The following is a 23,395-nucleotide window of genomic DNA, read 5'->3' as shown; positions in this document are numbered from 1 at the left end:
GTTTCGCCACTTCCATGACCAGCCCCACGACCGCGACCGTCGCCCCCGCGACCGCCCCCGTCACCCCCGCGACCGCGACCGCCGCCCCGGCCCCCGCCCCGATGACACCGGCCGACCTGACCCCCGCGCCGCTCGACCGCGAAGCCGGCTACGCCCTGCTCGCCGACCTCGCCGGCCCGGTCGCCGCCGCGACCCTCGGCGGCCTGGACGGTCTCGCGCCCGGCTTCCCCGACTGGATCGTCACCAGTCTCTTCGGCGGCACCTACCAGCGCCCCGGCCTCGCCCTGCGCGACCGGCAGGTGGCCAACCTGGCCGCGCTCACCGCCCTCGGCGGCGTGGAGCCGCAGCTCGCCGACCACGTCCGCAACAGTCTGCGGATCGGCCTGACCAGGGAGGAGATCACCGAGGTCATCGTCCACCTCGCCCCCTACGTCGGCGTCCCCAAGGCCCTGGCCGGCCTGCGCGTCGCCACCGCCACCTTCGCCGAGGCGCCCCCGACCGAGGCGCCCCCGGCCGCCGCAGACCCGACCCCGGCATCCCCGACTCCAGCAGACCCGACCCCGGCGTCCCCGACCGAGGAGGACCGGGCATGACCCCCACGATCCGTACCGTCCTCGGCGACCTCGACCCCGCGGAACTCGGTGCCACCGACTCCCACGACCACCTCTTCATCCGCAGCCCCCTGCTCCCCGGCGAGGAACTGGACGACCCGGCCGCCGCCGAGGGCGTCCTGCGTGCCTTCGCGGCGGCCGGCGGTCGTTCGTTCGTCCAGTGGACTCCGTACGGCATGGGCCGCGGAGCGGACTCCCTCGCGGAGCTCTCCCGCGTGACCGGAGTCCACGTCGTCGCCGCCACCGGCCTGCACCAGGCGGCCCACTACGACCCGGACACCCTCCGCGCCCTGTACGACGGGCTGGCCGAACGCTTCATCGTCGAACTCACCACCGGGCTGACGGCCGAACCGGCCACCGAACCGCCTGGACCGCCTGGACCGCCCGCAGCCCCCGAGGCCCCCGAAGCACCCGCGTCGCCCGAGGCCGTCCGGGCGGGCCTGATCAAGGTTGCCTGCGACCCCGGGACCACCACGGCGCACACTCGCCAGGTGATGGCCGCGGCCGCCGACGCGCACCACGCCACCGGTGCCCCGATCGCCGTTCACCTCGAACCCCGAGCCCACCCGCACCTCGTACTGAACCGGCTGCACGTTCGACACGGCGTCCCGCCCCACCGGATCATCCTCGGCCACCTCACCCGGCTGCCGGATGTGCGGGTGCACCGTGAACTCGCGGCGGAAGGCGTCTACTTCGCGCTGGACAGCCCCTCCCGGGCCGGCCACCCGGCCGACCACCAGGCCTTCGACGTCATCGCCGACCTCGTCGAGGCCGGCCACGCCTCCCGACTCCTCCTCGGCGCCGACACCACCACCCGCACCGCCCGTCAGGCCGACGGCCCGACCAAACTGCTCAACGACCTCGTCCCACGGCTCGCCCGCACCTTCGGCCCCGAACTGCCCGGCCTCCTCCTCACCGCCAACCCGGCCGCCGCCTTCGCCACCGACTGGCGCACGCCCTGAACCGTCCCTGCTCGGCCCGCCCCGGTCTCGACCCCGGCCGCAGGCCGACCCCGGGCCTTCGGCGAAGGCCCGCCGCCCACGCCCTACCGTGACGGCCATGGTGACCCTGCGCATCCTCACGACCGACGACTGGCCGCTCTGGCGCGACCTACGCCTCGCCGCCCTGTCCGACGCGCCGCACGCCTTCAAGGCCCGCCTGGAGGACTGGCACCAGGGCGGCGAGGAACGGTGGCGCACCCGGTTGCACCTTCCGGGCGCCCACCACGTCGCGGCGCTGCTGGACGGTCCGGCCGGTCCGGACGCCACTCCCGTCGGCCTGGCGGACGGCCTCCCCGGAGCCGACGGCGTACGGGAGTTGCGCTCGGTGTGGGTCGGACCGAAGGCGCGAGGCAGGGGCGTCGCCGACCGCCTGCTGGAGGAGGTCGAGCGCTGGGCCCGCGCATCCGGTGGCAGCACGCTGCGCCTCGCGGTGCTCCCCGGCAACGAACCCGCGATCACGCTCTACCGCCGGCACGGCTTCACCGTGCTCGCCGAGCCCGGCGGGCCGCTCGCCGACAGGGTCGCCCGGGAGCTCGTGATGGCGAAGCCGCTGCGCTGACGGTTGCAGCTGACGGCCGGGCGGGCCGGACGGGCCGGCCACCCGCCGATCCACCCCGCCACCCGCTCGACGGCCGCGAAAGCACCGAAAGCGAGCAGCCGCGTCAGCTCCCCGTTTCCGGCCGCGGGCCGAACGGCGCGCCAGGCGGCCACGTCGGCCTCCGTGAGCCGGTACGGCGCGAGGACGGCGGCCTCGGCTGACCCGAGCGGCCTTCACGAGCCAGCGGCCGTCACGAGCCCGGCGCTCGTCATGAGCCCGGCCCCGCCGTCCGCGACGTGACGGCGGGGCCCGTGTCACCGGGGGGAGTGGCTGGGGCCCCACCGTCGTGCTGCCGTCCGGCGGCTCACATGTGGGTGCCGCCGTCGATGCGCAGCTCGGTGCCGGTGACGAACGCGCCGTCGTCGGAGGCCAGCATCGCGATCACCCCGGCCACCGTCTCCGGACCCGCGAAGCCCTGGCCGAGGGCCGGGGCGAGCTTGGCGAGCAGGCTGAAGTCGGCGTCGGCGGGCAGCCCCGGGTTGTGGGTCATGCCGCTGTCGATGCTGCCCGGCGCGACGCAGACCGCACGCAGGCCCTGCTTCGCGTACTCGGAGGCGATGGCGTGGGTGAAGGACTGGATGCCGCCCTTGGTCGCGGCGTACGCGGCCATGTAGGGGTGGGCGAAGCTCGCCGAGGTGGAGCTGAAGTTGACCACCACGCCCCTGCCGCCCGCGAGCAGCGCGGGGAGCGCCTCGCGGGTCATCAGGAAGGTGCCGGTCAGGTTGACCGCGAGGAGCTTGTTCCAGAACTCCAGGCTGGTCTCGTGGGTGTGCGAGGAGCGGAGGATGCCGGCCGCGTTGACCAGGGCGTCCAGCCCGCCGAGGTCCGTGATCGCCGCCGCGACGCCGGTGACGACGGCCGCCTCGTCCGAGATGTCCAGGACCTGGATGGCCAGGCGGTCTGCGGTGCCGTCGACGGTCGCGCGGTCCAGGGTCGTCTTCAGGCCGTCCTCGTCGACGTCGACGGCGACGACCTTCCCTCCCTCGGCGAGGATCCGGTGCACGGTCGCCTGGCCGATGCCAGAGCCGCCGCCAGTGATCAGGACGTTCCGTCCGTTGAAGCGCTCCATGGTGGTACTCCGTTCGTTCGTGGCCTCTCGACCTCAAGAGGCACGGTACGCCTTTATGGCATGACGTGCCAATAAGTCTTCTGGGTGCCACTTCGGCGCACCACGCCACAGTGGCACCGGCCCGCGTACGCTGACCCTGTGACCGGACGCCCCACCCTGAACCAGCGCCGCCGCGACGCCACCCGGCTGGACATCGCCCGCACCGCCGCCGCGCTCTTCGCCGAGCGCGGGGCCGAGGCGACCACCGCCGAGGAGATCGCCCTCGCGGCGGGTATCTCGCTGCGCACCTTCTACCGGTACTTCTCCGTCAAGGAGGACGCGGTCGCGCCATTGCTGGCGGCCGGTGGGCGTCGCTGGGTCGACCAGCTCGCCGAGGCCCCGGCCGATCTGCCGCTGCGCGAGGCGCTGGAGCGCTCGGCGGTCGCCTCGCTGACCCCGCCCGACGGCGAGGCGGTCGAGGCGATGGAGTGGACTCGAAGCCTGCTGCGTGACCCGCGCCTCGACGGCACGTGGCAGCGCGTCCACGCCGACTCCGAGGAGCGGCTGCGGACGGTCCTCGCGGCCCGCTGTCCGGGTGGCACCGACCCGCTGGAGATCCGACTGGCCGCCGCTGCGGCGACGGCCGCGATCCGGGTCGCGCTGGAGGAATGGGCCGCCTCGGACGCGCCCACGGTCGGCCCGGGCTCCCCGCGGGAGCTCGGCGCGCGCTGCATGCGTGAACTCACGGCGGGGCTGCGGCTCTACGGGCGGGAGGGCTGAGCCCGTCAGGCCGCGAACAGATAACAGCTGACAGATTTCGTTATCTGTTATCTGTTATCTGTCGGCTGTCATCTGTCACCCGTTCCTCCTCCCAGGCCCCGTTAGGGTGGGTGATCGCGCGCCCCGGCGGGGGAACCGGGGTGACCACCTTGGATGTCCTGGACGGAGGGGGCGGGGAGTTCGAGGCGTGGGAGCAAGTAGGACATGGGTCTGACGAGCCACAAGGTGTTGGCGCTGGCCGTATTGATCGCCGTCGTGATGACGGCCGGCACGGTCTGGCTGTGGCCAAGACTCGCCAAGCAGACCTGGCAGGCGGTGCTCGGCCGGATCGGCGCACTGCTCGCCACCCAGCTCGCGGTGCTGGCCGCACTCGGCCTGGTGGCGAACAACTACTTCGCCTTCTACAGCAGTTGGGGCGACCTGCTGGGCACCGGTGACACCGGCCCGGTGGTGATCCACAACAAGGCGGACGCGTCCGGCCGGCTGCTCGTGGAGACGATCGGCCACGCCTCCGTCAAGGGCGGCGGCGCGATGGGTCGAGAGCCCAGCCAGTCCGGCGAGATCCGCAAGGTGCGGATCGACGGCGCGGCCAGCCGGCTGTCCACCGAGGGGTACGTCTTCCTGCCGCCGCAGTACTTCCAACCGGAGTACGCACAGCGGCAGTTCCCGGCGGTGATCGTCAGCACCGGCTTCCCCGGGATCGCCGAGAACCTGATCACCCGGTTCAACTACCCGGGCGCAGCACTCAAGTTGCTCCAGGACGGCAAGATGCAGCCGACCGTCATGGTGCTGATGCGCCCCTCGCCGGCCCTGCCGCAGGACACCGAGTGCGAGGACATCCCGGGCGGCGCGCAGTCCGACACGTACTTCACCAAGGACGTCCCCTCAGCGATCCAGGCGAGCTTCCGGGTTTCCTCCGACCCGCAGGCCTGGGCCTTCATGGGTAACTCGACCGGCGGCTACTGCGCCCTCAAGTTGGCCATGCGCCACCCGGACGTCTTTCCGACCGCCGTCGCGCTCTCCGCCTACTACGACGCCGCCGACGACCCGACCACGGGCGACCTGTTCGGCGGCAGCAAGCAGCGTCGTGACGAGGCCAACCTGATGTGGCGGTTGAAGAACCTGCCGCAGCCCAAGGTGTCCGTGCTGCTGGCCGGCACCAAGAAGGGCGACGGCGACTACCGGCACGACACCGAGGCCTTCGTCGACGCCGCGCAGTCCCCGATGAAGGTCTCCTACAGCATGCTGGAGAACGGCGGCCACAACTTCGAGACCTGGAGCGCGCTGCTGCCGTCCTCGCTGGAGTGGCTGTCCCAGCACCTCAAGGTCCCGAACCAGACCGCCTGAGCAGACCGTCTGAGCGGACCGTCTGAGCAGGCCGTCTGAGCAGGCCGTCTGCTCAGGCGGCTTGAGCGAGCCGACGGACAGCGAGGGGCGCGGGAGCGGCGAGGCTCAGGCCACCCGCTCCAGCGTCCCGGTGTGCAGCTCGCCGACGCGGCCGCCCTCGCCCTCGTACGTCCAGAAGGCGCGCACCGTCAGCCGGCCGAGGTCCATCACGTGGCTGACGGTGATCCCGCTCTCCTCGGTCCAGCTGATGAAGTAGATCTCCGGCGCCACCTCGGCGACGTGCAGCCGCACGTCCTCCCACTGGCCCGCCGACTCGCCGAGGCCCTCCCAGCGCAGCCGCCTGCCGTCGGCCGAGTAGGTGTTGCGGAAGGCCGCTCCGTTGTCGGCCCGGAAGAGGTAGGTGCGGCCGGCGAAGGCGGGCAGGGGCGCGGTCATGGTGGGGCGGTACCTCGTTCCTGTGAGGCCGTGCACGGCGGTCTTGTGCACTGCGGAAGATGTCGGAGCTCCAATTTATCCGACCCGGTGAGCCGGGTGGGCGCACCCGTGGGCGGTGCGCCACGGCACCGGCCGCCACCGCGCAGGCCTGCGGGGTGTGCGATCGGCACCTGGGCGCCCGCCGACGGCCGGTCCTACCGTCCACCCCTATGAGACGCACCCCCATTCCCGTGCGGCACATCCCCACCGCCATCAGACGCACCCCTGCCGGGCTGTCCGCCCTCCTGCTCACCCTCGCCGCGCTGCTCCTCGGCACCCCCACCCCCGCCGAGGCCGCCCCCGCCCGGACCGCCAGTGCCCAGACCGCCGCCCAGGCGGCCACCGCCCCGCTCACCCTCGAAGCCGCCTTCCCCGCCCCCGGCAACGGCTGGGCCAAGGTCGAGCGCTACCTCGACACCACCCCCGGCTTTCGCACCGAGCAGTACCCGGCCGACGGCCGTGGCGACCAGGACGGCGCCCGCCGGACGTACTTCGGCGGCACCGGCCAGCCCTCCTCCAGCCGCTTCCTGCTGTACTCGGCGACCGGCTGGGACACCGGCAGCCGCCCGACTCCCGTGCTGCTGGTCCACGGCGCCAACGACAACGCCGACCGCGCCTGGGCGAACCCGGGGGAGAGCGGCACCTGCGGTGCCTCCGCCTGCCCGTCCACCGGCCTCGCCCAGTACCTCGCCGGCACCGGCCACCGGGTGTTCGCCATCGGCTTCGCCCACAAGCAGGGCGACAACCTGCTCCAGGCGCAGGCCGTCGGCGACGCCGTCGCGCTGATCCGGGCCCGCCTCGGCGCCCCCCAGGTGGACGTGGTGGCGTGGAGCAAGGGCGAGGTCGCCGCCCGGGCGTACGTGTCCTCGGTGCGCCCGTCCTGGGGGCGGGCCTATGCGGGCGACGTGCGCCGCCTGATCACCCTCGGCGGCCCGAACGGCGGGCTCGACTACGTGTACGCGCACGGCTGGTCGTTCGACCTCGCGAGCTGGCCGGCCTGCGGCGGCACCGCCAATGCGCCGTCCCCGCACCTGTACATGACCTGCTACGGCACGTACACCGCGCAACCCTGCCTCGGCGTGCTGCCCACCGGCGGCTACGACTGCTACCCGGGCCAGCGCCAGCTGCTCGCCCGCTGGGACGGCCGGTACGGGGTGGACGGCACCGCCCAGGACTGGTGGACCACCTACTACGGCGGCCAGGGCTTCTACACCTCCGGCCAGGGCATCCAGGCGGCGATCGACGCCGGTTCGCTGATCGCGCCGCTGCAACAGGCGGGCGTCCCGGCGTCGGTGCGCACCTACCTGCTCGCGGGCGGGTCCGCCGACATCCCGGGCGTGCTCAACGAGAACCGGGGGCCCAGCGACGGCATCGTGTTCACCGCGAGCGCGCTGGACACCACCGGCATCGCGACGATCGGCGGCACCCGGCTGCTCACCGGCCTCAACCACCTGGAACTCGCCTGGGCACCGGAGGCCGAGAGCCAGGTCGACAACTGGCTCGCTTGACCCGTGGGCCCGTGGGCCCGTGGGCCCGCGGACCCGCGGACCCGTGGACAACGGGGAGGTCGACTCCTTCGAGTACCACCCCGACAATCCGAACCTGCTGGAGCCGACCAACCACGTCAGCCCCGGCAACCCCAGGTACTACACCGACGCGAGCGCCAAGGTGTTCTCGGACGGCAAGGGCGTCGGCGCCAACTGGTCGGCGTACCTGATCCGCAACCTGTCGGTCGGTGGGGGGGGGGAAGCACCACCCGGCGCCGCAGGGCACCGCCCCGATCACCTTCGCCGCCGACTACGTCCGCGTGTACCGGTAGGGCCTTCGGGTCTTTCGGGTCAGGAACCGGGAGCCGTCTCGACCACCGTGATGTCGAACGGCTGCCGGTTGTTCCCCTCGTCCGGGTCGTCCACGTCGCGCACCGCGACCGAGCCGCCGGTGAGCCTGCCGATCGGCAGGTCAGGGGACAACCTCACCGGCACCAGCGCGGTCGCGCTGCGCAGTGGGGGCAGTCCGGCTGGGAAGACACAGCGCACCTGTCGGCCGTTGAGCCGCACCTCGCAGTCCTCCGGGAAGTACGGGCCCTCGGGGGTGACCCCGGGTGGCAGCGTCACCAGCACGGTGAACGGTGCGGCGGTGGTGTCCGGGCCGCGGTTGGCGATGAAGGCGTGGATGGTGGTGGTGCCGCCGGGCGGGGCGGCGTCCGGGTCGAGCCGGACCACCTCCAGATCGGAGCGGGACGCCGCGGGGGCTGCCGTATCCACCGCCGGCCGGGGCTCGGGCCGCCGCAGCGCCCAGGACGGGCCGGCGGCCAGTGTCGCCACCGAACAGCCGGCCGCCACGGCCGCGACCAGCGAGGCCGCGCGGAATCCGCAGAGCCTGCCGCCCTGCCTGGACCCGCCCTGCCCGGGCCCGCCCTGCCTGGACCCGCCCCGCGCTGCCGAACGCCTGTACGTCATCGTCGTCCACCCTGTCCCTGTGCTCCGGCCGCCCGCGCCGTTGCGGGCCGCGTCCGCACCAGGGTGGCGGAGCCTGCGTCGGGGCCCGGTGCAACCCGCTCGGCGTCCGCTCGAACGGGGGAACGCGCGCACGGGAAGTCGGCGGGACCGACTTCCCGTGCGTGAAACGGGTGCTGACGATGAGTCAGGGAGCGAGGACCTGCCCCAGCCGGGTCGCGATGTGGTGCATCACCGGCACCAGCGAGGACGCGCCGGTCTGCTCCTCCAGGGCCCGGATGCGGGCCTCCGGGCCGGACACCGACAGGGCGGTGGGCGTCGGTGCGCCCGGTACGGCGAGCGCGATGCAGCGGACGCCGATCTCCTGCTCCTGGTCGTCGACCACGTAGCCGCGCTCGCGCGCCTCGGCGAGCTGGTGCAGCAGTTCCTGCGGATCGGTGACGGTGTACTCGGTGTGTGCGGGCAGCGGGTTGGGGCCCAGGATGGCGCGCGCCTCGTCCTCGGGGAGCTGGGCGAGCAGCGCTTTGCCGACGCCCGTGCAGTGCGGCTGCACCCGTCGGCCGACCTCGGTGAACATCCGCATCGAGCGCCGCGACTGCACCTGCCCGACGTACACCACCTCGCCGCCCTCCAGCACTGCCAGGTTGGCGGTCTCGCCGGTGGCCTCCATGAGTTCGGCCAGGTAGGGGCGGGCCCAGCTGCCGAGGAGCCGGCCGGCCGTCTCGCCGAGGCGGATCAGCCGCGGGCCGAGGGTGTAGCGACGCGCGGTGTCCTGGCGTACATAGCCCTGCTGGACGAGGGTACGAACCAGGCGGTGGATGGTCGGCATCGGCAGGCCGGAGCTGGCGGAGAGCTCGCTGAGGGTGGCCACGCCGCCGGAGTCGGCCAGCGCCTCCAGGAGTTGGAAGGCGCGCTCGACGGACTGCACACCGCCGGTCGCGCGGTCCGTGCTGGTCGTCGGTGCTGTGTCGGGGGTCGAAACCACCGGCGTTCCCTTCGCTGTCGGGGAGGAGTAGAGTCCCGGCGATCACATCAACAAACCGTTGAAATTCTGTATCGCGGAAACTAGTCTCCACCTTACAGAATCGAACTCGCCGACAGGCGGGTCCCGATCAAGGAAGTTCCCACCGGAGCTCCCTCCGCCAGGCTCAACCGCTTAGGAGTGTCCTGCCCATGGCTACAGAACAGGGACCCGTCGGCGCCTCCCCCGCTGCTCCGGTCGTCACTGTCGCCGGTCCGCGCGTTCACCGGGCGGAGGAGGTGCTCACTCCGGAGGCGGTCGCCTTCGTCGTCGGCCTCCATCGCGCTTTCGAAGGGCGCCGACAGGAGCTCCTGGCCGGGCGGAAGGCCCGCCGGGCGGAGATCGCCAGGGCCGGCACGCTGGACTTCCTCCCCGACACCGCCGACGTCCGGGCCGGCGACTGGAAGGTCGCCGAGGCGCCCCGCGCCCTCCAGGACCGCCGGGTCGAGATCACCGGCCCCACCGACCGCAAGATGGTCATCAACGCCCTCAACTCCGGCGCGCGGATCTGGCTCGCCGACTTCGAGGACGCCACCTCCCCGACCTGGGAGAACGTGGTCAGCGGCCAGATCAACCTGATCGACGCCTTCGAGGGCCGGATCGACTTCACCACCCCCGCCGGAAAGGCGTACGCCCTCAAGCCCGCCGCCGAACTCGCCACCGTCGTGGTCCGCCCGCGCGGCTGGCACCTGGACGAGAACCACCTGCTCGTCGACGGCACCCCGGTCGCCGGAGCCTTCCTCGACTTCGGCCTGTACTTCTTCCACAACGCCGCCCGGCTGCTCGCCAAGGGCGCCGAGGACCCCAACTCCGGCCCGTACTTCTACCTGCCGAAGACCGAGAGCCACCTCGAAGCCCGGCTCTGGAACGACGTGTTCACCCACGCCCAGGCCGCGCTCGGCATCCCGCACGGCACCGTCCGCGCCACCGTGCTGATCGAGACCATCACCGCCGCGTTCGAGATGGACGAGATCCTCTACGAGCTGCGCGACCACGCGGCCGGCCTCAACGCCGGGCGCTGGGACTACCTGTTCTCGATCGTCAAGAACTTCCGCGACGCCGGCGAGCAGTACGTCCTGCCGGACCGCAACAGCGTCACCATGGCCTCGCCGTTCATGGCCGCCTACACCCGCCTGCTGGTGCAGACCTGCCACAAGCGCGGCGCCCACGCGATCGGCGGCATGGCCGCGTTCATCCCCAGCCGCAGGGACCCGGAGGTCAACGCCGCCGCCCTGGAGAAGGTCAAGGCGGACAAGGACCGCGAGGCCGGCAACGGCTTCGACGGCTCCTGGGTCGCCCACCCGGACCTGGTGCCGGTCGCCCGTGCCTCCTTCGACGCGGTGCTCGGCGAGCGCCCCCACCAGAAGGACGACCCCGGGCCCTCCGAGCCGGTCACCGCGACCCAGCTGCTCGACATCGCCGGCGCCGGCGGCACCTGCACCCGCGCGGGGCTGCACAACGCCGTCCAGGTCGGCATCCGCTACATCGAGGCCTGGCTGCGCGGCCTCGGCGCGGTCGGCATCTTCAACATGATGGAGGACGCCGCCACCGCCGAGATCTCCCGCTCGCAGATCTGGCAGTGGATCCACAACGGCGTCGTCCTGTCCGACACCGGCGAGAAGGCCACCGCGGACCTCGTCCGCGCCCTGGTCGCCGCGGAGTTGGCCGAACTCCTGGCCGAGCTGGGCGCGGACGCCTACGCCGGCGGCCGCTGGCGCGAGGCCGCCCAGCTCTTCGAACAGGTCGCCCTGGCCGAGGAGTTCGCGGACTTCCTGACCCTCCCCGCGCTTCCCCTGCTGGGCTGAGCCCCAATCTATCCGCCGGCGCCGCCGCTGCTGCCTGCCAGGCTGTAGCAGTCCCGCCGGCCCATTGCTCCGTTCCGTACGGCGACGATTCCACCTGTCCTCTCGTCGCCGTGCGGAACGGCCTTTTCCCGGTACCCGGTAAGGAGTTCAACCGTGCCCCGCATCTTCTTCAACGGCCAGGCCATGGTCGGCGGACCGTTCCACGCCAAGGTCGCCGACTCGCTGATCGGCCCGGCCCGGACGGCCCCCGGCTACCGCTTCTTCTCGATCGACGACGTCTGCCCGGGCCTGCTCGCCGATCCGGCGGTCGACACGGCCATCGAGGGCGAGCTCTACGAGATCACCCTGGAGCACCTGCGTGACGTCATCCTCCCCGGCGAGCCGCGGGAGTTGGAGCTCGGCGTCATCGAGCTCGACGACGGCTCCGCCTGCCTGTCGATGCTGCTCGCCCGCGGTGAGGTGGAGCGGGGGGTGCACCGCGAGATCACCCACCACGGCGGCTGGCGCGCCTACCTCGGCTCGCTCGGGCGCACCGCCTGAGACCGGGCGCGTAGCAGCGGACGCACCACAGCGGACGCATCACGGCGAACGGATCACGGCGAACGAATCACGACGAACAGATTTCAGCGAACAGATAACAGATGACAACTTTCGTCATCTGTTATCTGTTCGCTGTTATCCGTCACTCGTCACCCACCCCCGGGCACGCCGCAGCCCCGGACCCTCGCCGTGGGTCCGGGGCTGCGGTCCGCGCGCCGGTCGGGAAGGCCGGGTTGCGGAGTCCGGGTCACGCACCGTCCCTGGGCGGCCCGGAGTTCAGGGGTGGAGGAGCAGCGGCGGGGCGTCAGAGCGGCCGGGCGGCGAGCTCCTTGGCGGCACGGGCGCAGGCACGGGCGATCCGGTCCTCGTTGACGGTGGTCAGCTGGCCCTTCTCGACGACGGCGTTGCCGTTGACGAACAGCACGGCCAGCGGCGGCAGGGCGCCGAAGGTGAGGGCGGCGACCGGGTCGGCGATGGAGGAGTGCAGGACGCCGTCGATCTTCCACAGCGCCAGGTCGGCGAGCTTGCCGACCTCGATCGAGCCGATCTCGTCCTGGCGGCCGAGCACCCGGGCGCCGCCCATGGTGCCCAGCCGCAGCGCCTGGCGGCCGGTGAGGGCGGCCGGGGAGCCGTGCAGACGGTTGATCAGCAGGGCGTTGCGCAGCTCGGTGCCGAGTTCGCCGGACTCGTTGGAGGCGGTGCCGTCGACACCGAGGCCGACCGGGACGCCGGCCCTGAGCATGTCGGGGACGCGGGCGATCCCGGCGGCCAGCCGGGCGTTGGAGGAGGGGCAGTGGGCCACGCCGGTGCCGGTCTCGGCGAACTTGGCGATGTCGGAGTCGTTCATGTGGACGCAGTGCGCCATCCAGACGTCCTCGCCGAGCCAGCCGACGGACTCGAAGTAGTCGGTCGGGCCCATGCCGAACAGTTCCTTGCAGAACTGCTCCTCCTCGGCGGTCTCCGAGCCGTGGGTGTGCAGCCGGACGCCCTTGCGGCGGGCGAGTTCGGCGGACCGGCGGAGCAGGTCGGTGGAGACCGAGAACGGCGAGCAGGGCGCGATGGCGATGTGCAGCATCGAGCCGAAGGAGGAGTCGTGGTAGGTGTCCACGGCGGCCTCGGAGGCGGTGAGGATGTCGTCGAGCTCCTCGACCGCGTGGTCCGGCGGGAGGCCGCCGTCCTTCTTGCTGCGGTCCATGGAGCCGCGCAGCGCGGTGAACCGCAGGCCGAGCTCCTGGACGGCCTCGATGGAGGCGCCGAGGACGTCGCCGCCGTCCTTGGGGAAGACGTAGTGGTGGTCGGAGGCGGTGGTGCAGCCGGACTTGAGGAGGGCGGCGGCGGAGCCCTGGCTGGCGGCGTGGACGAGTTTCTCGTCGATCCGGGCCCAGGTCGGGTAGAGGGCGACGAGCCAGTCGAAGAGGATGTCGTCCTGGGCGAGGCCGCGGGTGATCCACTGGTAGAAGTGGTGGTGGGTGTTGACCAGGCCGGGGGTGATCAGGTGGCCCTCGCCGTTGATCCGGCGCACCACGTTGTCCAGCCACTGTGGGGCGGGTCCGTCGCCGACCGACTCGATCGTGTTGCCGAGGATGACCACGTGGCCGCGGGCGTACTCGGTGTCGTCGGCGTCGACGGTGGCGATCGCGACGTTCTCGATGACGATCCGCTGGTCGGCGGGTGGGGGCTGGACTGCCATGGTGTCACTCCTATGGGGGAGGGCCGGGAGGGGCGTGCGCCGCGCGGCGTGTACCCCTCCCGGGTCGGTCAGGACGGTGTCGCCGTCGGCACCGTCGCGCCGGAGGCCTGGCCGGTTCTGGTCCGGCGGGCGGCTCCGACGTGGTGGAAGAGCAGGTTGAGCAGGACGGCCATCACGCAGCCGGCCGAGATTCCGGAGTGCATCAGGGTCCGGACGGCCTCCGGGAAGGAGTCGTAGAAGGTCGGCACCGCGATGGGGATGATGCCGACGCCGAGTGACACGGACACCAGGATGGTGTTCGAGCTGGATTCCATCCCAGCCTCCGCGAGGGTGCGGATGCCACTCGCCGCGACGGTGCCGAAGAGCACGATCCCGGCGCCGCCCAGGACGGGCTGCGGTACCAGGGAGACGAGCGACCCGAGTACGGGGAAGAGCCCGAGCAGGATCAGGATGCCGCCGCCGGCCGCGACCACGAAGCGGCTGCGGATCTTGGTCAGCGCCACCAGCCCGATGTTCTGGGCGAAGGCGCTGGCGGCGAAGCCGTTGAAGACGGGGCTGAGCGCGGTGGCCAGTCCGTCGGCCCGCAGGCCGGCGGCGAGCGTGGGTTCGTCGGCCTCGCGCTCGACGATCTTGCCCAGGGCGAGCATGTCGGCGGTGGACTCGGTCATGGCGACCACCATGACGATGCACATCGAGACGATCGCGGCGGCGTCGAAGACGGGCGCGCCGAAGTGGAACGGGGAGGGGAGCGCGAAGACCTTCGCGTCCTTGACCGCGCCGAAGTCGGCCAGGCCCAGCGGGAAGGCGATCAGGGTGCCGAGCGCCAGGCCGATGAGCAACGAGAGCTGCTGCCAGAAGCCGCGCAGCAGCCGGTTGCAGAGCACCACCGCGACGAGGGTGATCGCGGCGAGCCCGACGGCCCGCATGGAGCCGTATCCGGGGGCGCCCGGCGAGCCGCCGCGCGCCCAGTTGACCGCCACCGGAAGCAGGGACACCCCGATGAGGGTGATCACGGTGCCCTGGACGACCGGGGGGAAGAACCGGATGAGCTTGCAGAAGTACGGTGCCGCGAGGAAGCACAGGAGCCCCGCGACGATCACCGCTCCGAAGATCACCGGGAGGGCGTCCTTCGGGCCCCCCGTTCTTTCGATGGAGCCCTTGGCTATGGCGATCATGGGCGCGACTCCCGCGAAGGAGACGCCGTTGACGAACGGCAGTCGCGCGCCGATCTTCCAGATGCCGAGGGTCTGGAGCAGGGTGGCCAGTCCGGCGGTGAACAGGCTGGCCGATATGAGCAGGGCGAGTTCGGCGGGGGAGAGCCCGACGCCGGCGCCGACGATGAGCGGGGGTGCGACGACTCCCGCGTACATCGCGGCGACGTGCTGGAGTCCGGTGGAGAAGAGCTTCACCGGGGGCAGCAACTCGTCCACGGGGTGGGTTCCGGGCCCGGACGGCTCACCGGGGAGGTGTGCCGACGTGCCGTCCGGGCCAGGGGTTCTTTCCGGGGTGGAACCGCCGTCTTTACTGCTGGTGTCGCTGGGTGCCATGTCGAGCCCCTCTTGTGCCCGTGACTCCCGGCGCGCCCGCGGCGCTGGAGCTGCCCCGAGGGCGGGACGGCGGTGCAGGAGTCCCTCGGGGCGCTTCTCCAGTGCCCCGGGCCGGCCGCCGCGAGGCAGACACGAACTCCGGTGGGTGGGGGTGGAGAAACTGGTGGAACGGGTGGCGCTGGTGGGGCAGATCGTGCTGGTGGGGCTGGTGGGGCTGGTGGGGCTGGTGGGGCTGGTGGGGCTGGTGGTGCGGGTACTGCGGCCCGCCCGGACGCGGCCGGCGTTCGGGGGCCGGCGGGTGCGGCGATTCCGGGCGGTGTCCATGGGGGTGGGGTGGGGCGGTCAGGCGACGGGGATGACCGGGACGACGCCCTCGCGGTGCACGGTGCCCTCGATGAGGCCGTACATCCGGTCGGCGGCGTAGTAGACCTCGTTGTCGTTCTTGAGGCCGAAGGGCTCCAGGTCGACGAGGAAGTGGTGCTTGTTGGGCAGCTCCAGGCGGACTTCGTCGACCTCGGCGCGGTTGTTGAGGACCCGGGTGCCCATCGAGTGCAGGGTCTGCTGCAGCGAGTAGGAGTAGGTCTCGGCGAAGGCCTCCAGCAGGTGCCGCCGCACGTGGGTGTAGGAGCGGTTCCAGTTGGGCTGGGCCTGGTCGTCCCGGCCGTCGTAGCCGTACTTCCAGCGAGCAGTGACCTGGGTGGCGAGGATGCGGTCGTACGCCTCTTGCAGGGTGGTGTACTTGTCCTTGATGTAGCCCCAGAACTCCGAGTTGGTGGAGTTCATGACGATGAGGTCCTTGAGGCCGGAGACGACCTGGACGGTCTCGCCGTCGTAGACGATCTCGGTGGTGCGGGTCTCCTGGCCGTTGCGGACGAAGGAGTGGCCGACCTCCTCCGAGCCGATGAAGCGGGCCGAGTTGTCCGGCGTCTTGATCCGGTCCCAGGCGTACTCCTCGATCCGGATCCGGGCGCTGTGCACGACGCCGCGCTCGGTGTCGTCGACGAAGTGGCGGGCCAGGATGATGCCGAAGGCCTCGGCCGACTCGATCCCGTGCTCCTTGGCGAAGGCGTACACGGTGTTCTTGGTGGTGTCGGTGGGGAGGCAGTTGGCGTTCGACCCGGTGAGGTGGACGTCCTCGAACTCGCCCCGGAGGGAGACCGAGACGTTCAGGTCCTTGATCTCGTGCCGGGTGGAGTCGCGGTAGACCCGCACGATGCGGTTCTCCGCCTTGCCGTACTGGTTCTGACCGAGCACGTGGGCCATGACGTGGCTCCTAGGGCTTCCAGGTCGGTCTACTAGCTTCCGCGGTAGACCGAGTATCCGAACGGGTTGAGCAGCAGCGGCACGTGGTAGTGGTGCTGCGCGGGCGCGACCGTGAAGACGATCGAGACCTCGGGGAAGAACGGCGGCTCCGCGGACTTGAGCGCGTGGTAGGCGCGGGTGTCGAAGAGCAGCCGGACGACCGAGCCCGCCTCCACGGCCGGCAGGTCCTTGGCCCGGCCGTCGGAGTCCGTGGCGGAGGTGCCGAGCACCTGCCAGCCACCCTCGGTGTGCAGTGCGAGCTCGACCGGGACGCCCTCGGCCGGGCGGCCGAGGCTGGTGTCGAGCACGTGGGTGGAGATGCCAGTCATGGGTGAAGTGACCTTACTGATGGCAGAGGTGATCATTCGTCAGCAGATTCTAACGATCCGTCAGGATCTGTCAGGGTTCGCCAGGGCCCGTCAGGATGCGTCGAGCAGGCGATTGAGCCGAATGTCGTTGATCTTGCGCAGTTCGCCCCGGACGATCTCCGCCTCGGTGGCGGCGTCGTTGGGGTGGCGCTCGCGCAGGGCGGCGAGCATGGTGGCCGCGGTGCGGCCGGTCGCGCAGATCAGGAACACGTGGCCGAACTTGGCCTCGTAGGCGGCGTTGGCCTCGTGCAGTTCGTCGAGGAGGGCTCGGTCCGCGCCCTGGATGCCGGCCTGCTCCCGCTGCGAGCTGGCGTCGTCGGTCTTGGGCTTGCCGATCCGGGCGTGGCCGGCCATCGCGTCGTGCAGGTCGGCGACCGTCAGTCCGGCCATGGCCGCCGCATTGGCGGTGAGCAGGGACTCCCGGTCGGGCCAGGGCCTGGCCCGCGCGACGTCGGCGGCCCAGTGGGGGCTGGGGCAGACCTCCAGCAGAACGGCTTCCAGGTCCGCGGCGTCGGCCGCGGCCAGGGCGTCAAGGGTGTGGGGGTGGTTGGTCACGGGTGGACCTCCTGAAGAGTGGTGCCACCCGCACAAGCTAGATCCACCCCACCCGGCCGTCAACACTTTGTTGAACGGTTGGTGGTTACGTTTTGAACCGGCCGCCGTTGCCGGCGCGATTCGTGTGCGATTCGCCAAGTGCGCCCCGCCGGGGGCTGGTTCAGACTGGCCGCGCCGGCGGGGTCCGTCCGTTCGGAAGGTTTCCGTCAGGAGGAAGTCCTGGCGGAGGTCCTGGCGGAAGTGCTGGAGGAATCGACCGGGGGATCGACCGGGGTCAGGAGGGCTTCGAGCCGTCCTGGCGGTTGAGGTAGTTGTACACCGTGAACCGGCTGACGCCGAGTGCCGAGGCGACCGTCTCGACCCCGTGGCGGACGGTGAAGGCGCCGCGCTCCTCCAGGAGGGCGACGACCCGCTGCTTCTCCCCGCGATCCAGCTCGGCCAGCGGGCGGCCGTCGAACTGGCGGGCCATCTCGGCCAGCAGTCGGTCCAGGGCGCTGCTCAGGTGCGGCAGCCGGACGGCGAGCGCCGGGGCGCCCTCCCACTCCAGGACGACGTCCTCGGACTTCGCCTCGTCCAGTCGGACGGGCGTCGCGCCGACGGCGTCGAGCAGTGGCTTGATGGCCAGGGCGAGCGGGTGCTCCACGTGCTCGGTCACGGCGTACCGCCCTCCTCGCCGAGCACGCTGACCTGGACCGAGATCCGGGTCGCGCCCGCGGTCAGGGTTTCCCGGAGCAGCTTGGTCACCGCGGCGAGCACCTGGTCGGCCTCGCCCTCGGCGCCGGTCCCGAAGGGGCCGACCGAGACGGCCAGGCCGGCCTCGTCGACGACCTGGCGGGCCGCCGCGGCGTGCTCGGGGAACGTGTCCAGTTCGAACGGTTCTGTCGTGAACTCCACCATCAATCGCACGTGCTCACTGTAGCGAGCGCCGGTGCGGGCGGGCAGGGGCCGGTCGATCAGACGGCCGCGGTGCCGGCGGGAGGGGGTTTCCGGGTTCGCGCCCGGGCTTCTTCAACAAAATGTTGCGGCGGTCTTGACATCTGCTCGCCGAGCCGGAGATGCTTCCACCAAGCAGAATCCCTCTTCCGGATCGTGGAAGTTGCGGATCTCGGAAGAGAGTGAGAGGTGAGTGACGTGACGGCCGCTTCCCGGCACAGCTTCACGGTCAACCTGTCGATCCTGTTCGGCGAACTGCCGCTGCTGGAGCGTCCCGCCGCGGCCGCCGCCGCCGGTTTCACCGCCGCCGAGCTGTGGTGGCCCTTCGGCGCCGAGCCCACCCCGTCCGAAGCCGAGCTGGACACCCTCCGCAAGGCCTTCGGCGACGCGGGCGTGCGGCTCACCGGCCTCAACTTCCTGGACGACCTCACCCTCGGGGCCCGTGGCACCGTCTCGGTGCCCTCCGAGAGGGACCGCTTCCGGGCCAACGTCCCGGTCGCCGCGGGGCTCGCCGCCTCGCTCGGCGCCAAGGCGCTCAACGCGCTGTACGGCAACCGGATCGAAGGCGTCGAGGCCGCCGAGCAGGACGCCCTCGCGCTGGAGAACCTGGTGCTCGCCGCCGGGGCCGCGTACGAGATCGGTGCGATCCTGCTGATCGAGGCCCTCAACACGGCGGAGTCCCCGGACTACCCGCTGGTCTCCGCGGCCGCCGCGGTCGAGGTGGTCGACAAGGTCAACGCCGCCACCGGCCTGGGCAACGCGAAGTTCCTCTGCGACCTGTACCACCTGGCCAGGAACGGCGAGGACCTGCCGGCCGTCATCGACGCCTACGCCGACCGGTTCGGCCACGTGCAGATCGCCGACAACCCGGGCCGCAACGAGCCCGGCACCGGCGGGCTGGACTTCGAGGACCTCTTCGCCCGGCTCACCGCCGCCGGCTACACCGGCCCGATCGGCCTGGAGTACCGGCCCTCCACCGGCGTCAGCGCCGACAGCTTCGGGTGGCTGCCGCGCGAGCACCGCGCCGCCGAGTAGTCGCCGAGTAGGCGCCGAGTAGGCGGGCACCGCCGCCGCGTGAGCGGGCACGGCACCGCTGCTTAGGCGGGCCGCACGCCGCCGAGCAAGCCCGGCCCACCACCCTCCCCACCCCACGAACGACGTAAGGAACGACGCGATGAGCCGCAAGATCGCCTTCATCGGCCTCGGCATCATGGGCAGCCCGATGGCCGCCAACCTGGTCAAGGCCGGCCACCACGTCACCGGCTACAACCTCACCCAGCCGCAGATCGACGCCCTGGTCGCGGCCGGCGGCCACGGCGCCACCAGCATCGCGGACGCGGTGAAGGACGCCGAGGTCGTCATCACCATGGTTCCGGCGGACCCGCACGTCGAGCAGGCCGTCCTGGGCGAGGGCGGCGTGCTGGAGAACGCCAGGCCCGGCACCCTCGTGATCGACATGTCCTCGATCACCCCGCAGACCTCCCAGAAGGTCGAGGCGGCCGCCAAGGAGAAGGGCGTGCGCACCCTGGACGCCCCGGTCTCCGGTGGCGAGGCCGGTGCCGTCGAGGCGGTGCTGTCGATCATGGTCGGCGGTGCCGCCGAGGACTTCGCCGAGGCCAAGCCGCTGTTCGACGTCCTGGGCACCACGGTCATCCACGTCGGCCCGTCCGGCGCCGGCCAGACCGTCAAGGCCGCCAACCAGCTGATCGTCGCCGTCAACATCCAGGTGCTCGCCGAGGCCGTGGTGTTCCTGGAGAACGCCGGCGTCGACCTGCCCGCCGCGCTGGACGTGCTCGGCGGCGGCCTGGCCGGTTCGACCGTGCTGAACCGCAAGAAGGCGAACATGGTCGGCCGCGAGTTCGCCCCCGGCTTCCGGATCGACCTGCACCACAAGGACATGGGCATCGTCACCGACGCCGCCCGCGCCGTGGGCGCCGCGCTGCCGGTCGGCGCCGTGGTGGCCCAGTTGGTCGCCTCCGCCCGCGCCAACGGCGACGGCTCGCTCGACCACTCGGCGCTGCTGCGCGGCGTCGAGCGCCTCTCGGGCCGCGAGGTCAAGTAGGCCCCGGGGCTCCTCGGGCCTTCGTGAACTCCTCCTGGTGGCGTGTACCTCATCCGGTCGTGCCCGCGCCACCAGGAGGCCAGACCCGACCGGCGGCCGGGACCGGGGCTCATCCGCCCGCCCGCCGGTCGATCCAGCCGGTGATGCGTACCTCCCCTGTCGGGGGCACTTCGGTCGTGCCGGTACGCCTCGCCTGGCCCCCTCCCCGTCGAGGGGAGCCTCTCGTACGTCGGAAGCGGGACGAGGGGAACGGCGGGGAGGGGGTCGCACCCTCCCGACGGGAGTCGCACCCTCCCGGCGGGAGGCGTATCTCCTGGCCGGGGGCGTATCTCCCGAGTCTCCCGAGCGGGGACGTTTCTCCTGACGGGGGGTCGCACCCCAGGTGCACCCGGGCCCATGCTTGGCACAGGCTGTCGAAACATCGCCAGACCCCGTACGGAAGTGAGGACCGCACCATGCCCGTCACCCCCCACCAGGGCCATGTGGTCGTAGCTCCCGACAAGTTCAAGGGCACCCTGGAGGGCGCCGAGGTCGCCGCCCGGATCGCCGCCGGCGTCCGGCGCGCCGCGCCCGGCGTCGAGGTGCGCGAACTGCCCGTCGCCGACGGCGGCGAGGGCACCCTGGCCGCCGCGCTCGCGGCCGGCTTCACCCGCGTCCCGGCCAAGGTGGCCGGTCCGACCGGACTGCCGGTGGGCGCCGCGCTGGCCGTGCGGGAGGATACCGCCGTGGTCGAGCTGGCGCAGTCCTCCGGTCTCGCCCGGCTCCCCGGCGGCCGCACCGCCCCGCTCGCGGCCGGCTCCTACGGCGTCGGCCAGCTGATCGGCCGGGCCGTGGCGCTCGGCGCCAAGCGGATCGTGCTCGGCCTCGGCGGCAGCGCCTGCACCGACGGCGGCGCGGGCATGGTCCAGGCCCTCGGGGCCCGCCTGCTCGACGTCGAGGGCGCCGAACTGCCCCCCGGCGGAGCCGCGTTGCGCAGGCTCGACCGGATCGAGCCCGGCCCGCTGGCCGACGTGCTGGCCGGCGTCGAGATCGTCGTGGCCTGCGACGTGGACAACCCGCTGCTCGGCCCGCGCGGCGCCACCGCCGTCTACGGCCCGCAGAAGGGCGCCGACGGCGACGACCTGGTGATCCTGGAGGAGGGCCTGACCCGCTTCGCCGACCAGGTCGCCCTGGCCACCGGACGGGACGTGCGCGACGCCCCCGGCGCCGGGGCCGCCGGCGGGGTGGGCTTCGCCGCCCTCGCGCTGCTCGGCGCCACCATGCGACCCGGTATCGAGCTGCTGCTCGAACTGCTGGGTTTCGACGAGGCCGTGCGTGGGGCACGCCTCGTCGTGACCGGCGAGGGCTGTCTGGACGCGCAGACGCTCCACGGCAAGGCCCCCGCCGGCGTTGCCGCGGCGGCCGCCCGGGCGGGGGTTCGGGTAGCTGCCGTGGCGGGGCGGCTGGAGCTGTCCGAGCCCGAGTGGCGGGCCGCCGGGTTCACCGCCGCGATCGCCCTCACTGACCTCGCCGAGCGGCCGGGGGACAGCATGACCAAGGCCGGCGAGCTGGCCGAGGTCGCGGGGGAGCGGCTGGCGGGCGAGCTGCTGGCCGGCTGATCCCTCGTGCCGATCCGCCGCACCCCGGTCCCGCACGCCGATCGGTCGGGCCGATCCCTCATGCCGATGGGGCGTGCGGATCCCCCGTACGTTTCCCTCGTACGTTCCTCCATTGACGTTTTGTTGAAGGCGGGCCTAGGCTCCCGGCAATCCTTCGCTTCCCCGCCCGGTTCCCTCCCGGTTCCCCGCCCGGTTCAAGCCCGGTTCCTGCCCGGCGCCCACCCCCAACTTCCAGGTTTCGGAGGTCTCCCATGCCTTTCAGCCAGCCAGCGGTGATCCGCTCCCGACGGGTGGTCCTGCCCGACGGTGAGCGCCCCGCCGACGTGCTGATCCGGGACGGGAAGATCGAGCAGGTCGCCGCGTACGGCTCGCTCCTCGCGGGCGACCGACCCGACGGCGACGGCGGCCTCGCCGACCTCGGCGACACCGCCCTGCTGCCCGGCCTGGTCGACACCCACGTGCACGTCAACGAGCCCGGCCGCACCGAGTGGGAGGGCTTCGCCACCGCCACCCGGGCCGCCGCGGCCGGCGGCGTCACCACGATCATCGACATGCCGCTCAACTCCGTCCCGCCCACCACCACGCTGGACGGCCTGGCCGCCAAGCGGAAGGCCGCGGACGGCCAGGCCTGGGTCGACCTCGGTTTCTGGGGCGGCGCCGTCCCCGGCAACGTCCCGGACCTCGCGCCGCTGCACGAGGCCGGCGTGTTCGGCTTCAAGAGCTTCCTCGCCCCCTCCGGCGTCGACGAGTTCCCGCACGTCGAGGCCGCGGACCTGGAGGCCGCGCTGGCCGAGCAGGCCCGGCTCGGGGCGCTGGCGATCATCCACGCCGAGGACCCGGCCGTGCTGGCCGCCGCCCCGCAGCAACCCGGCGTCCACTACCGCGACTTCCTCGCCTCCCGCCCCGCCGACGCGGAGACCGCTGCCGTCGCCGTCCTGCTCGACACCGCCCGGCGCACCGGCGCCCGCGTCCACATCCTGCACGTCTCCTCCGCCGCCGTGCTGCCGCTGCTGCGCCAGGCCCGCGAGGACGGCGTCCAGGTCACCGCCGAGACCTGCCCGCACTACCTGACCCTGGCGGCCGAGCAGGTGCCGGACGGCGACACCGCCTTCAAGTGCTGCCCGCCGATCCGCGACGAGACCAACCGCGACCTGCTCTGGCAGGCCCTGGCGGACGGCGAGTTCATCGCCGTCGTCTCCGACCACTCGCCCTCCACCCCCGACCTCAAGCTGCTGCCCGAGTACGGCGGCAGCGGTGACTTCGCGGCCGCCTGGGGCGGCATCGCCTCCCTGCAACTGGGCCTGCCGGCGATCTGGACCGAGGCCCGCCGCCGCGGCCACGGCCTCGCCGACGTGGTCCGCTGGATGTCCGCCGGACCGGCCGAACTCGCCGGCCTCACCGGGGTCAAGGGCGCCATCGCGGCGGGCTGCGACGCCGACCTGGTCGCCTTCGACCCCGACGGCGAATTCGCCGTCCACCCCCGCGAGTTGCACCACCGCAACCCCGTGACCCCGTACGCGGGCCGGACGCTGACCGGCGCGGTCCGCACCACCTGGCTGCGCGGCCGCGCGGTGGACGTCTCGGCCGAGCCCTTCGGCCGCCCGCTCACCCGGCCCGCCGCCGCCCCCACCACCCCGTCCGATCGCCCGTCCTGAGGAG

The 23,395-nt window shown here is 72.4% G+C and carries 23 protein-coding genes; 12 read left to right on the top strand and 11 right to left on the bottom strand.

Annotation, left to right across the window (positions count from 1 at the left end; genetic code table 11):
• Nucleotides 1–14 precede the first annotated feature (14 nt).
• The 3 genes from ACFVHI_RS17680 to ACFVHI_RS17670 all read left to right on the top strand — a co-directional run bounded on the left by ACFVHI_RS17680 (nucleotide 15) and on the right by ACFVHI_RS17670 (nucleotide 2,171).
• Nucleotides 15–593, top strand: a complete 579-nt coding sequence (locus ACFVHI_RS17680) for a carboxymuconolactone decarboxylase family protein (RefSeq protein WP_380340245.1) — start codon at nucleotides 15–17, stop codon at nucleotides 591–593.
• The gene (locus ACFVHI_RS17675) at nucleotides 590–1,573 is read left to right on the top strand and encodes a phosphotriesterase (protein ID WP_380340242.1); all 984 of its coding nucleotides are present in this window, start codon (nucleotides 590–592) and stop codon (nucleotides 1,571–1,573) included. Before ACFVHI_RS17680 ends, ACFVHI_RS17675 begins: the two co-directional genes overlap by 4 nt.
• 97 nt (nucleotides 1,574–1,670) lie before the next feature.
• Complete coding sequence (locus ACFVHI_RS17670) at nucleotides 1,671–2,171, top strand: GNAT family N-acetyltransferase (protein WP_380340239.1); 501 nt, start codon at nucleotides 1,671–1,673, stop codon at nucleotides 2,169–2,171.
• A 343-nt stretch (nucleotides 2,172–2,514) separates the two neighbouring features.
• Here the strand turns inward: ACFVHI_RS17670 and ACFVHI_RS17665 are convergent, their stop codons facing one another.
• Entirely contained in the window at nucleotides 2,515–3,279 is a 765-nt protein-coding gene (locus tag ACFVHI_RS17665; RefSeq protein WP_380340236.1) for an SDR family NAD(P)-dependent oxidoreductase, read from the bottom strand.
• A gap of 138 nt (nucleotides 3,280–3,417) precedes the next feature.
• On the opposite strand from ACFVHI_RS17665, the gene ACFVHI_RS17660 reads away from it, so the two are divergent.
• Nucleotides 3,418–4,038: a TetR family transcriptional regulator gene (locus tag ACFVHI_RS17660; RefSeq protein WP_380340233.1), complete on the top strand. Its 621-nt coding sequence runs from the start codon at nucleotides 3,418–3,420 to the stop codon at nucleotides 4,036–4,038.
• A 204-nt stretch (nucleotides 4,039–4,242) separates the two neighbouring features.
• Entirely contained in the window at nucleotides 4,243–5,385 is a 1,143-nt protein-coding gene (locus ACFVHI_RS17655; RefSeq protein ID WP_063349997.1) for an esterase family protein, read from the top strand.
• Between the two features lie 105 nt (nucleotides 5,386–5,490).
• Here ACFVHI_RS17655 and ACFVHI_RS17650 read toward each other — a convergent pair whose 3' ends face one another.
• Complete coding sequence (locus tag ACFVHI_RS17650; protein ID WP_063349998.1) at nucleotides 5,491–5,820, bottom strand: MoaF N-terminal domain-containing protein; 330 nt, start codon at nucleotides 5,818–5,820, stop codon at nucleotides 5,491–5,493.
• A 209-nt stretch (nucleotides 5,821–6,029) separates the two neighbouring features.
• Between ACFVHI_RS17650 and ACFVHI_RS17645 the strand changes: the two genes are divergently transcribed.
• Entirely contained in the window at nucleotides 6,030–7,367 is a 1,338-nt protein-coding gene (locus ACFVHI_RS17645) for an esterase/lipase family protein (protein WP_380340229.1), read from the top strand.
• A 330-nt stretch (nucleotides 7,368–7,697) separates the two neighbouring features.
• Here the strand turns inward: ACFVHI_RS17645 and ACFVHI_RS17640 are convergent, their stop codons facing one another.
• Both ACFVHI_RS17640 and ACFVHI_RS17635 read right to left on the bottom strand, forming a co-directional pair.
• On the bottom strand, nucleotides 7,698–8,318 hold the full coding sequence (locus ACFVHI_RS17640; RefSeq protein WP_380340226.1) for a hypothetical protein: 621 nt from the start codon (nucleotides 8,316–8,318) through the stop codon (nucleotides 7,698–7,700).
• A 184-nt stretch (nucleotides 8,319–8,502) separates the two neighbouring features.
• The gene (locus ACFVHI_RS17635) at nucleotides 8,503–9,300 is read right to left on the bottom strand and encodes an IclR family transcriptional regulator (RefSeq protein WP_079136010.1); all 798 of its coding nucleotides are present in this window, start codon (nucleotides 9,298–9,300) and stop codon (nucleotides 8,503–8,505) included.
• A 188-nt stretch (nucleotides 9,301–9,488) separates the two neighbouring features.
• Between ACFVHI_RS17635 and aceB the strand changes: the two genes are divergently transcribed.
• Both aceB and ACFVHI_RS17625 read left to right on the top strand, forming a co-directional pair.
• Nucleotides 9,489–11,141 carry a malate synthase A gene (gene aceB / locus ACFVHI_RS17630; protein ID WP_380340223.1) on the top strand — a complete coding sequence of 551 codons (1,653 nt, stop codon included), beginning with the start codon at nucleotides 9,489–9,491 and terminating at the stop codon, nucleotides 11,139–11,141.
• A gap of 153 nt (nucleotides 11,142–11,294) precedes the next feature.
• The gene (locus ACFVHI_RS17625) at nucleotides 11,295–11,681 is read left to right on the top strand and encodes a gamma-glutamylcyclotransferase (protein WP_079136011.1); all 387 of its coding nucleotides are present in this window, start codon (nucleotides 11,295–11,297) and stop codon (nucleotides 11,679–11,681) included.
• A 304-nt stretch (nucleotides 11,682–11,985) separates the two neighbouring features.
• Here ACFVHI_RS17625 and ACFVHI_RS17620 read toward each other — a convergent pair whose 3' ends face one another.
• The 7 genes from ACFVHI_RS17620 to ACFVHI_RS17590 form a co-directional block, all read right to left on the bottom strand.
• The gene (locus ACFVHI_RS17620; protein WP_380340219.1) at nucleotides 11,986–13,371 is read right to left on the bottom strand and encodes an 8-oxoguanine deaminase; all 1,386 of its coding nucleotides are present in this window, start codon (nucleotides 13,369–13,371) and stop codon (nucleotides 11,986–11,988) included.
• Nucleotides 13,372–13,439: 68 nt separating this feature from the next.
• Nucleotides 13,440–14,918: a nucleobase:cation symporter-2 family protein gene (locus tag ACFVHI_RS17615; RefSeq protein ID WP_380340216.1), complete on the bottom strand. Its 1,479-nt coding sequence runs from the start codon at nucleotides 14,916–14,918 to the stop codon at nucleotides 13,440–13,442.
• A 342-nt stretch (nucleotides 14,919–15,260) separates the two neighbouring features.
• A complete protein-coding gene (pucL, locus tag ACFVHI_RS17610; RefSeq protein WP_063350004.1) occupies nucleotides 15,261–16,181 on the bottom strand; it encodes a factor-independent urate hydroxylase in 921 nt (306 codons plus the stop codon).
• Nucleotides 16,182–16,213: 32 nt separating this feature from the next.
• Nucleotides 16,214–16,549, bottom strand: coding sequence for a hydroxyisourate hydrolase (uraH, locus tag ACFVHI_RS17605; RefSeq protein WP_063350005.1), 336 nt, complete (start codon nucleotides 16,547–16,549; stop codon nucleotides 16,214–16,216).
• A gap of 90 nt (nucleotides 16,550–16,639) precedes the next feature.
• Nucleotides 16,640–17,143: a 2-oxo-4-hydroxy-4-carboxy-5-ureidoimidazoline decarboxylase gene (gene uraD / locus ACFVHI_RS17600; protein ID WP_380340211.1), complete on the bottom strand. Its 504-nt coding sequence runs from the start codon at nucleotides 17,141–17,143 to the stop codon at nucleotides 16,640–16,642.
• A 274-nt stretch (nucleotides 17,144–17,417) separates the two neighbouring features.
• Nucleotides 17,418–17,798: a helix-turn-helix domain-containing protein gene (locus ACFVHI_RS17595; RefSeq protein ID WP_063350007.1), complete on the bottom strand. Its 381-nt coding sequence runs from the start codon at nucleotides 17,796–17,798 to the stop codon at nucleotides 17,418–17,420.
• Nucleotides 17,795–18,040, bottom strand: a complete 246-nt coding sequence (locus tag ACFVHI_RS17590) for a thiamine-binding protein (protein ID WP_079136014.1) — start codon at nucleotides 18,038–18,040, stop codon at nucleotides 17,795–17,797. The genes ACFVHI_RS17595 and ACFVHI_RS17590 overlap by 4 nt, the downstream gene beginning before the upstream one ends.
• 225 nt (nucleotides 18,041–18,265) lie before the next feature.
• Between ACFVHI_RS17590 and ACFVHI_RS17585 the strand changes: the two genes are divergently transcribed.
• From ACFVHI_RS17585 to allB, 4 genes are all read left to right on the top strand, one after another.
• Nucleotides 18,266–19,111 (top strand): TIM barrel protein, encoded by an 846-nt coding sequence (locus tag ACFVHI_RS17585; RefSeq protein WP_380340207.1) that lies wholly within the window; start codon nucleotides 18,266–18,268, stop codon nucleotides 19,109–19,111.
• 139 nt (nucleotides 19,112–19,250) lie between these two features.
• Nucleotides 19,251–20,138, top strand: a complete 888-nt coding sequence (locus ACFVHI_RS17580; RefSeq protein ID WP_363367147.1) for a 2-hydroxy-3-oxopropionate reductase — start codon at nucleotides 19,251–19,253, stop codon at nucleotides 20,136–20,138.
• Nucleotides 20,139–20,593: 455 nt separating this feature from the next.
• Nucleotides 20,594–21,736 carry a glycerate kinase gene (locus ACFVHI_RS17575; RefSeq protein WP_380340204.1) on the top strand — a complete coding sequence of 381 codons (1,143 nt, stop codon included), beginning with the start codon at nucleotides 20,594–20,596 and terminating at the stop codon, nucleotides 21,734–21,736.
• Nucleotides 21,737–21,987: 251 nt separating this feature from the next.
• On the top strand, nucleotides 21,988–23,391 hold the full coding sequence (allB, locus tag ACFVHI_RS17570; protein ID WP_063350011.1) for an allantoinase AllB: 1,404 nt from the start codon (nucleotides 21,988–21,990) through the stop codon (nucleotides 23,389–23,391).
• Nucleotides 23,392–23,395: the final 4 nt, after the last annotated feature.

The organism is Kitasatospora sp. NPDC127121, from assembly GCF_042677305.1.
GTDB lineage: Bacteria > Actinomycetota > Actinomycetes > Streptomycetales > Streptomycetaceae > Kitasatospora.
The sequence above is the reverse complement of the archived record's forward strand: the minus strand, read 5'-3'. Positions and strand labels throughout refer to the sequence as shown.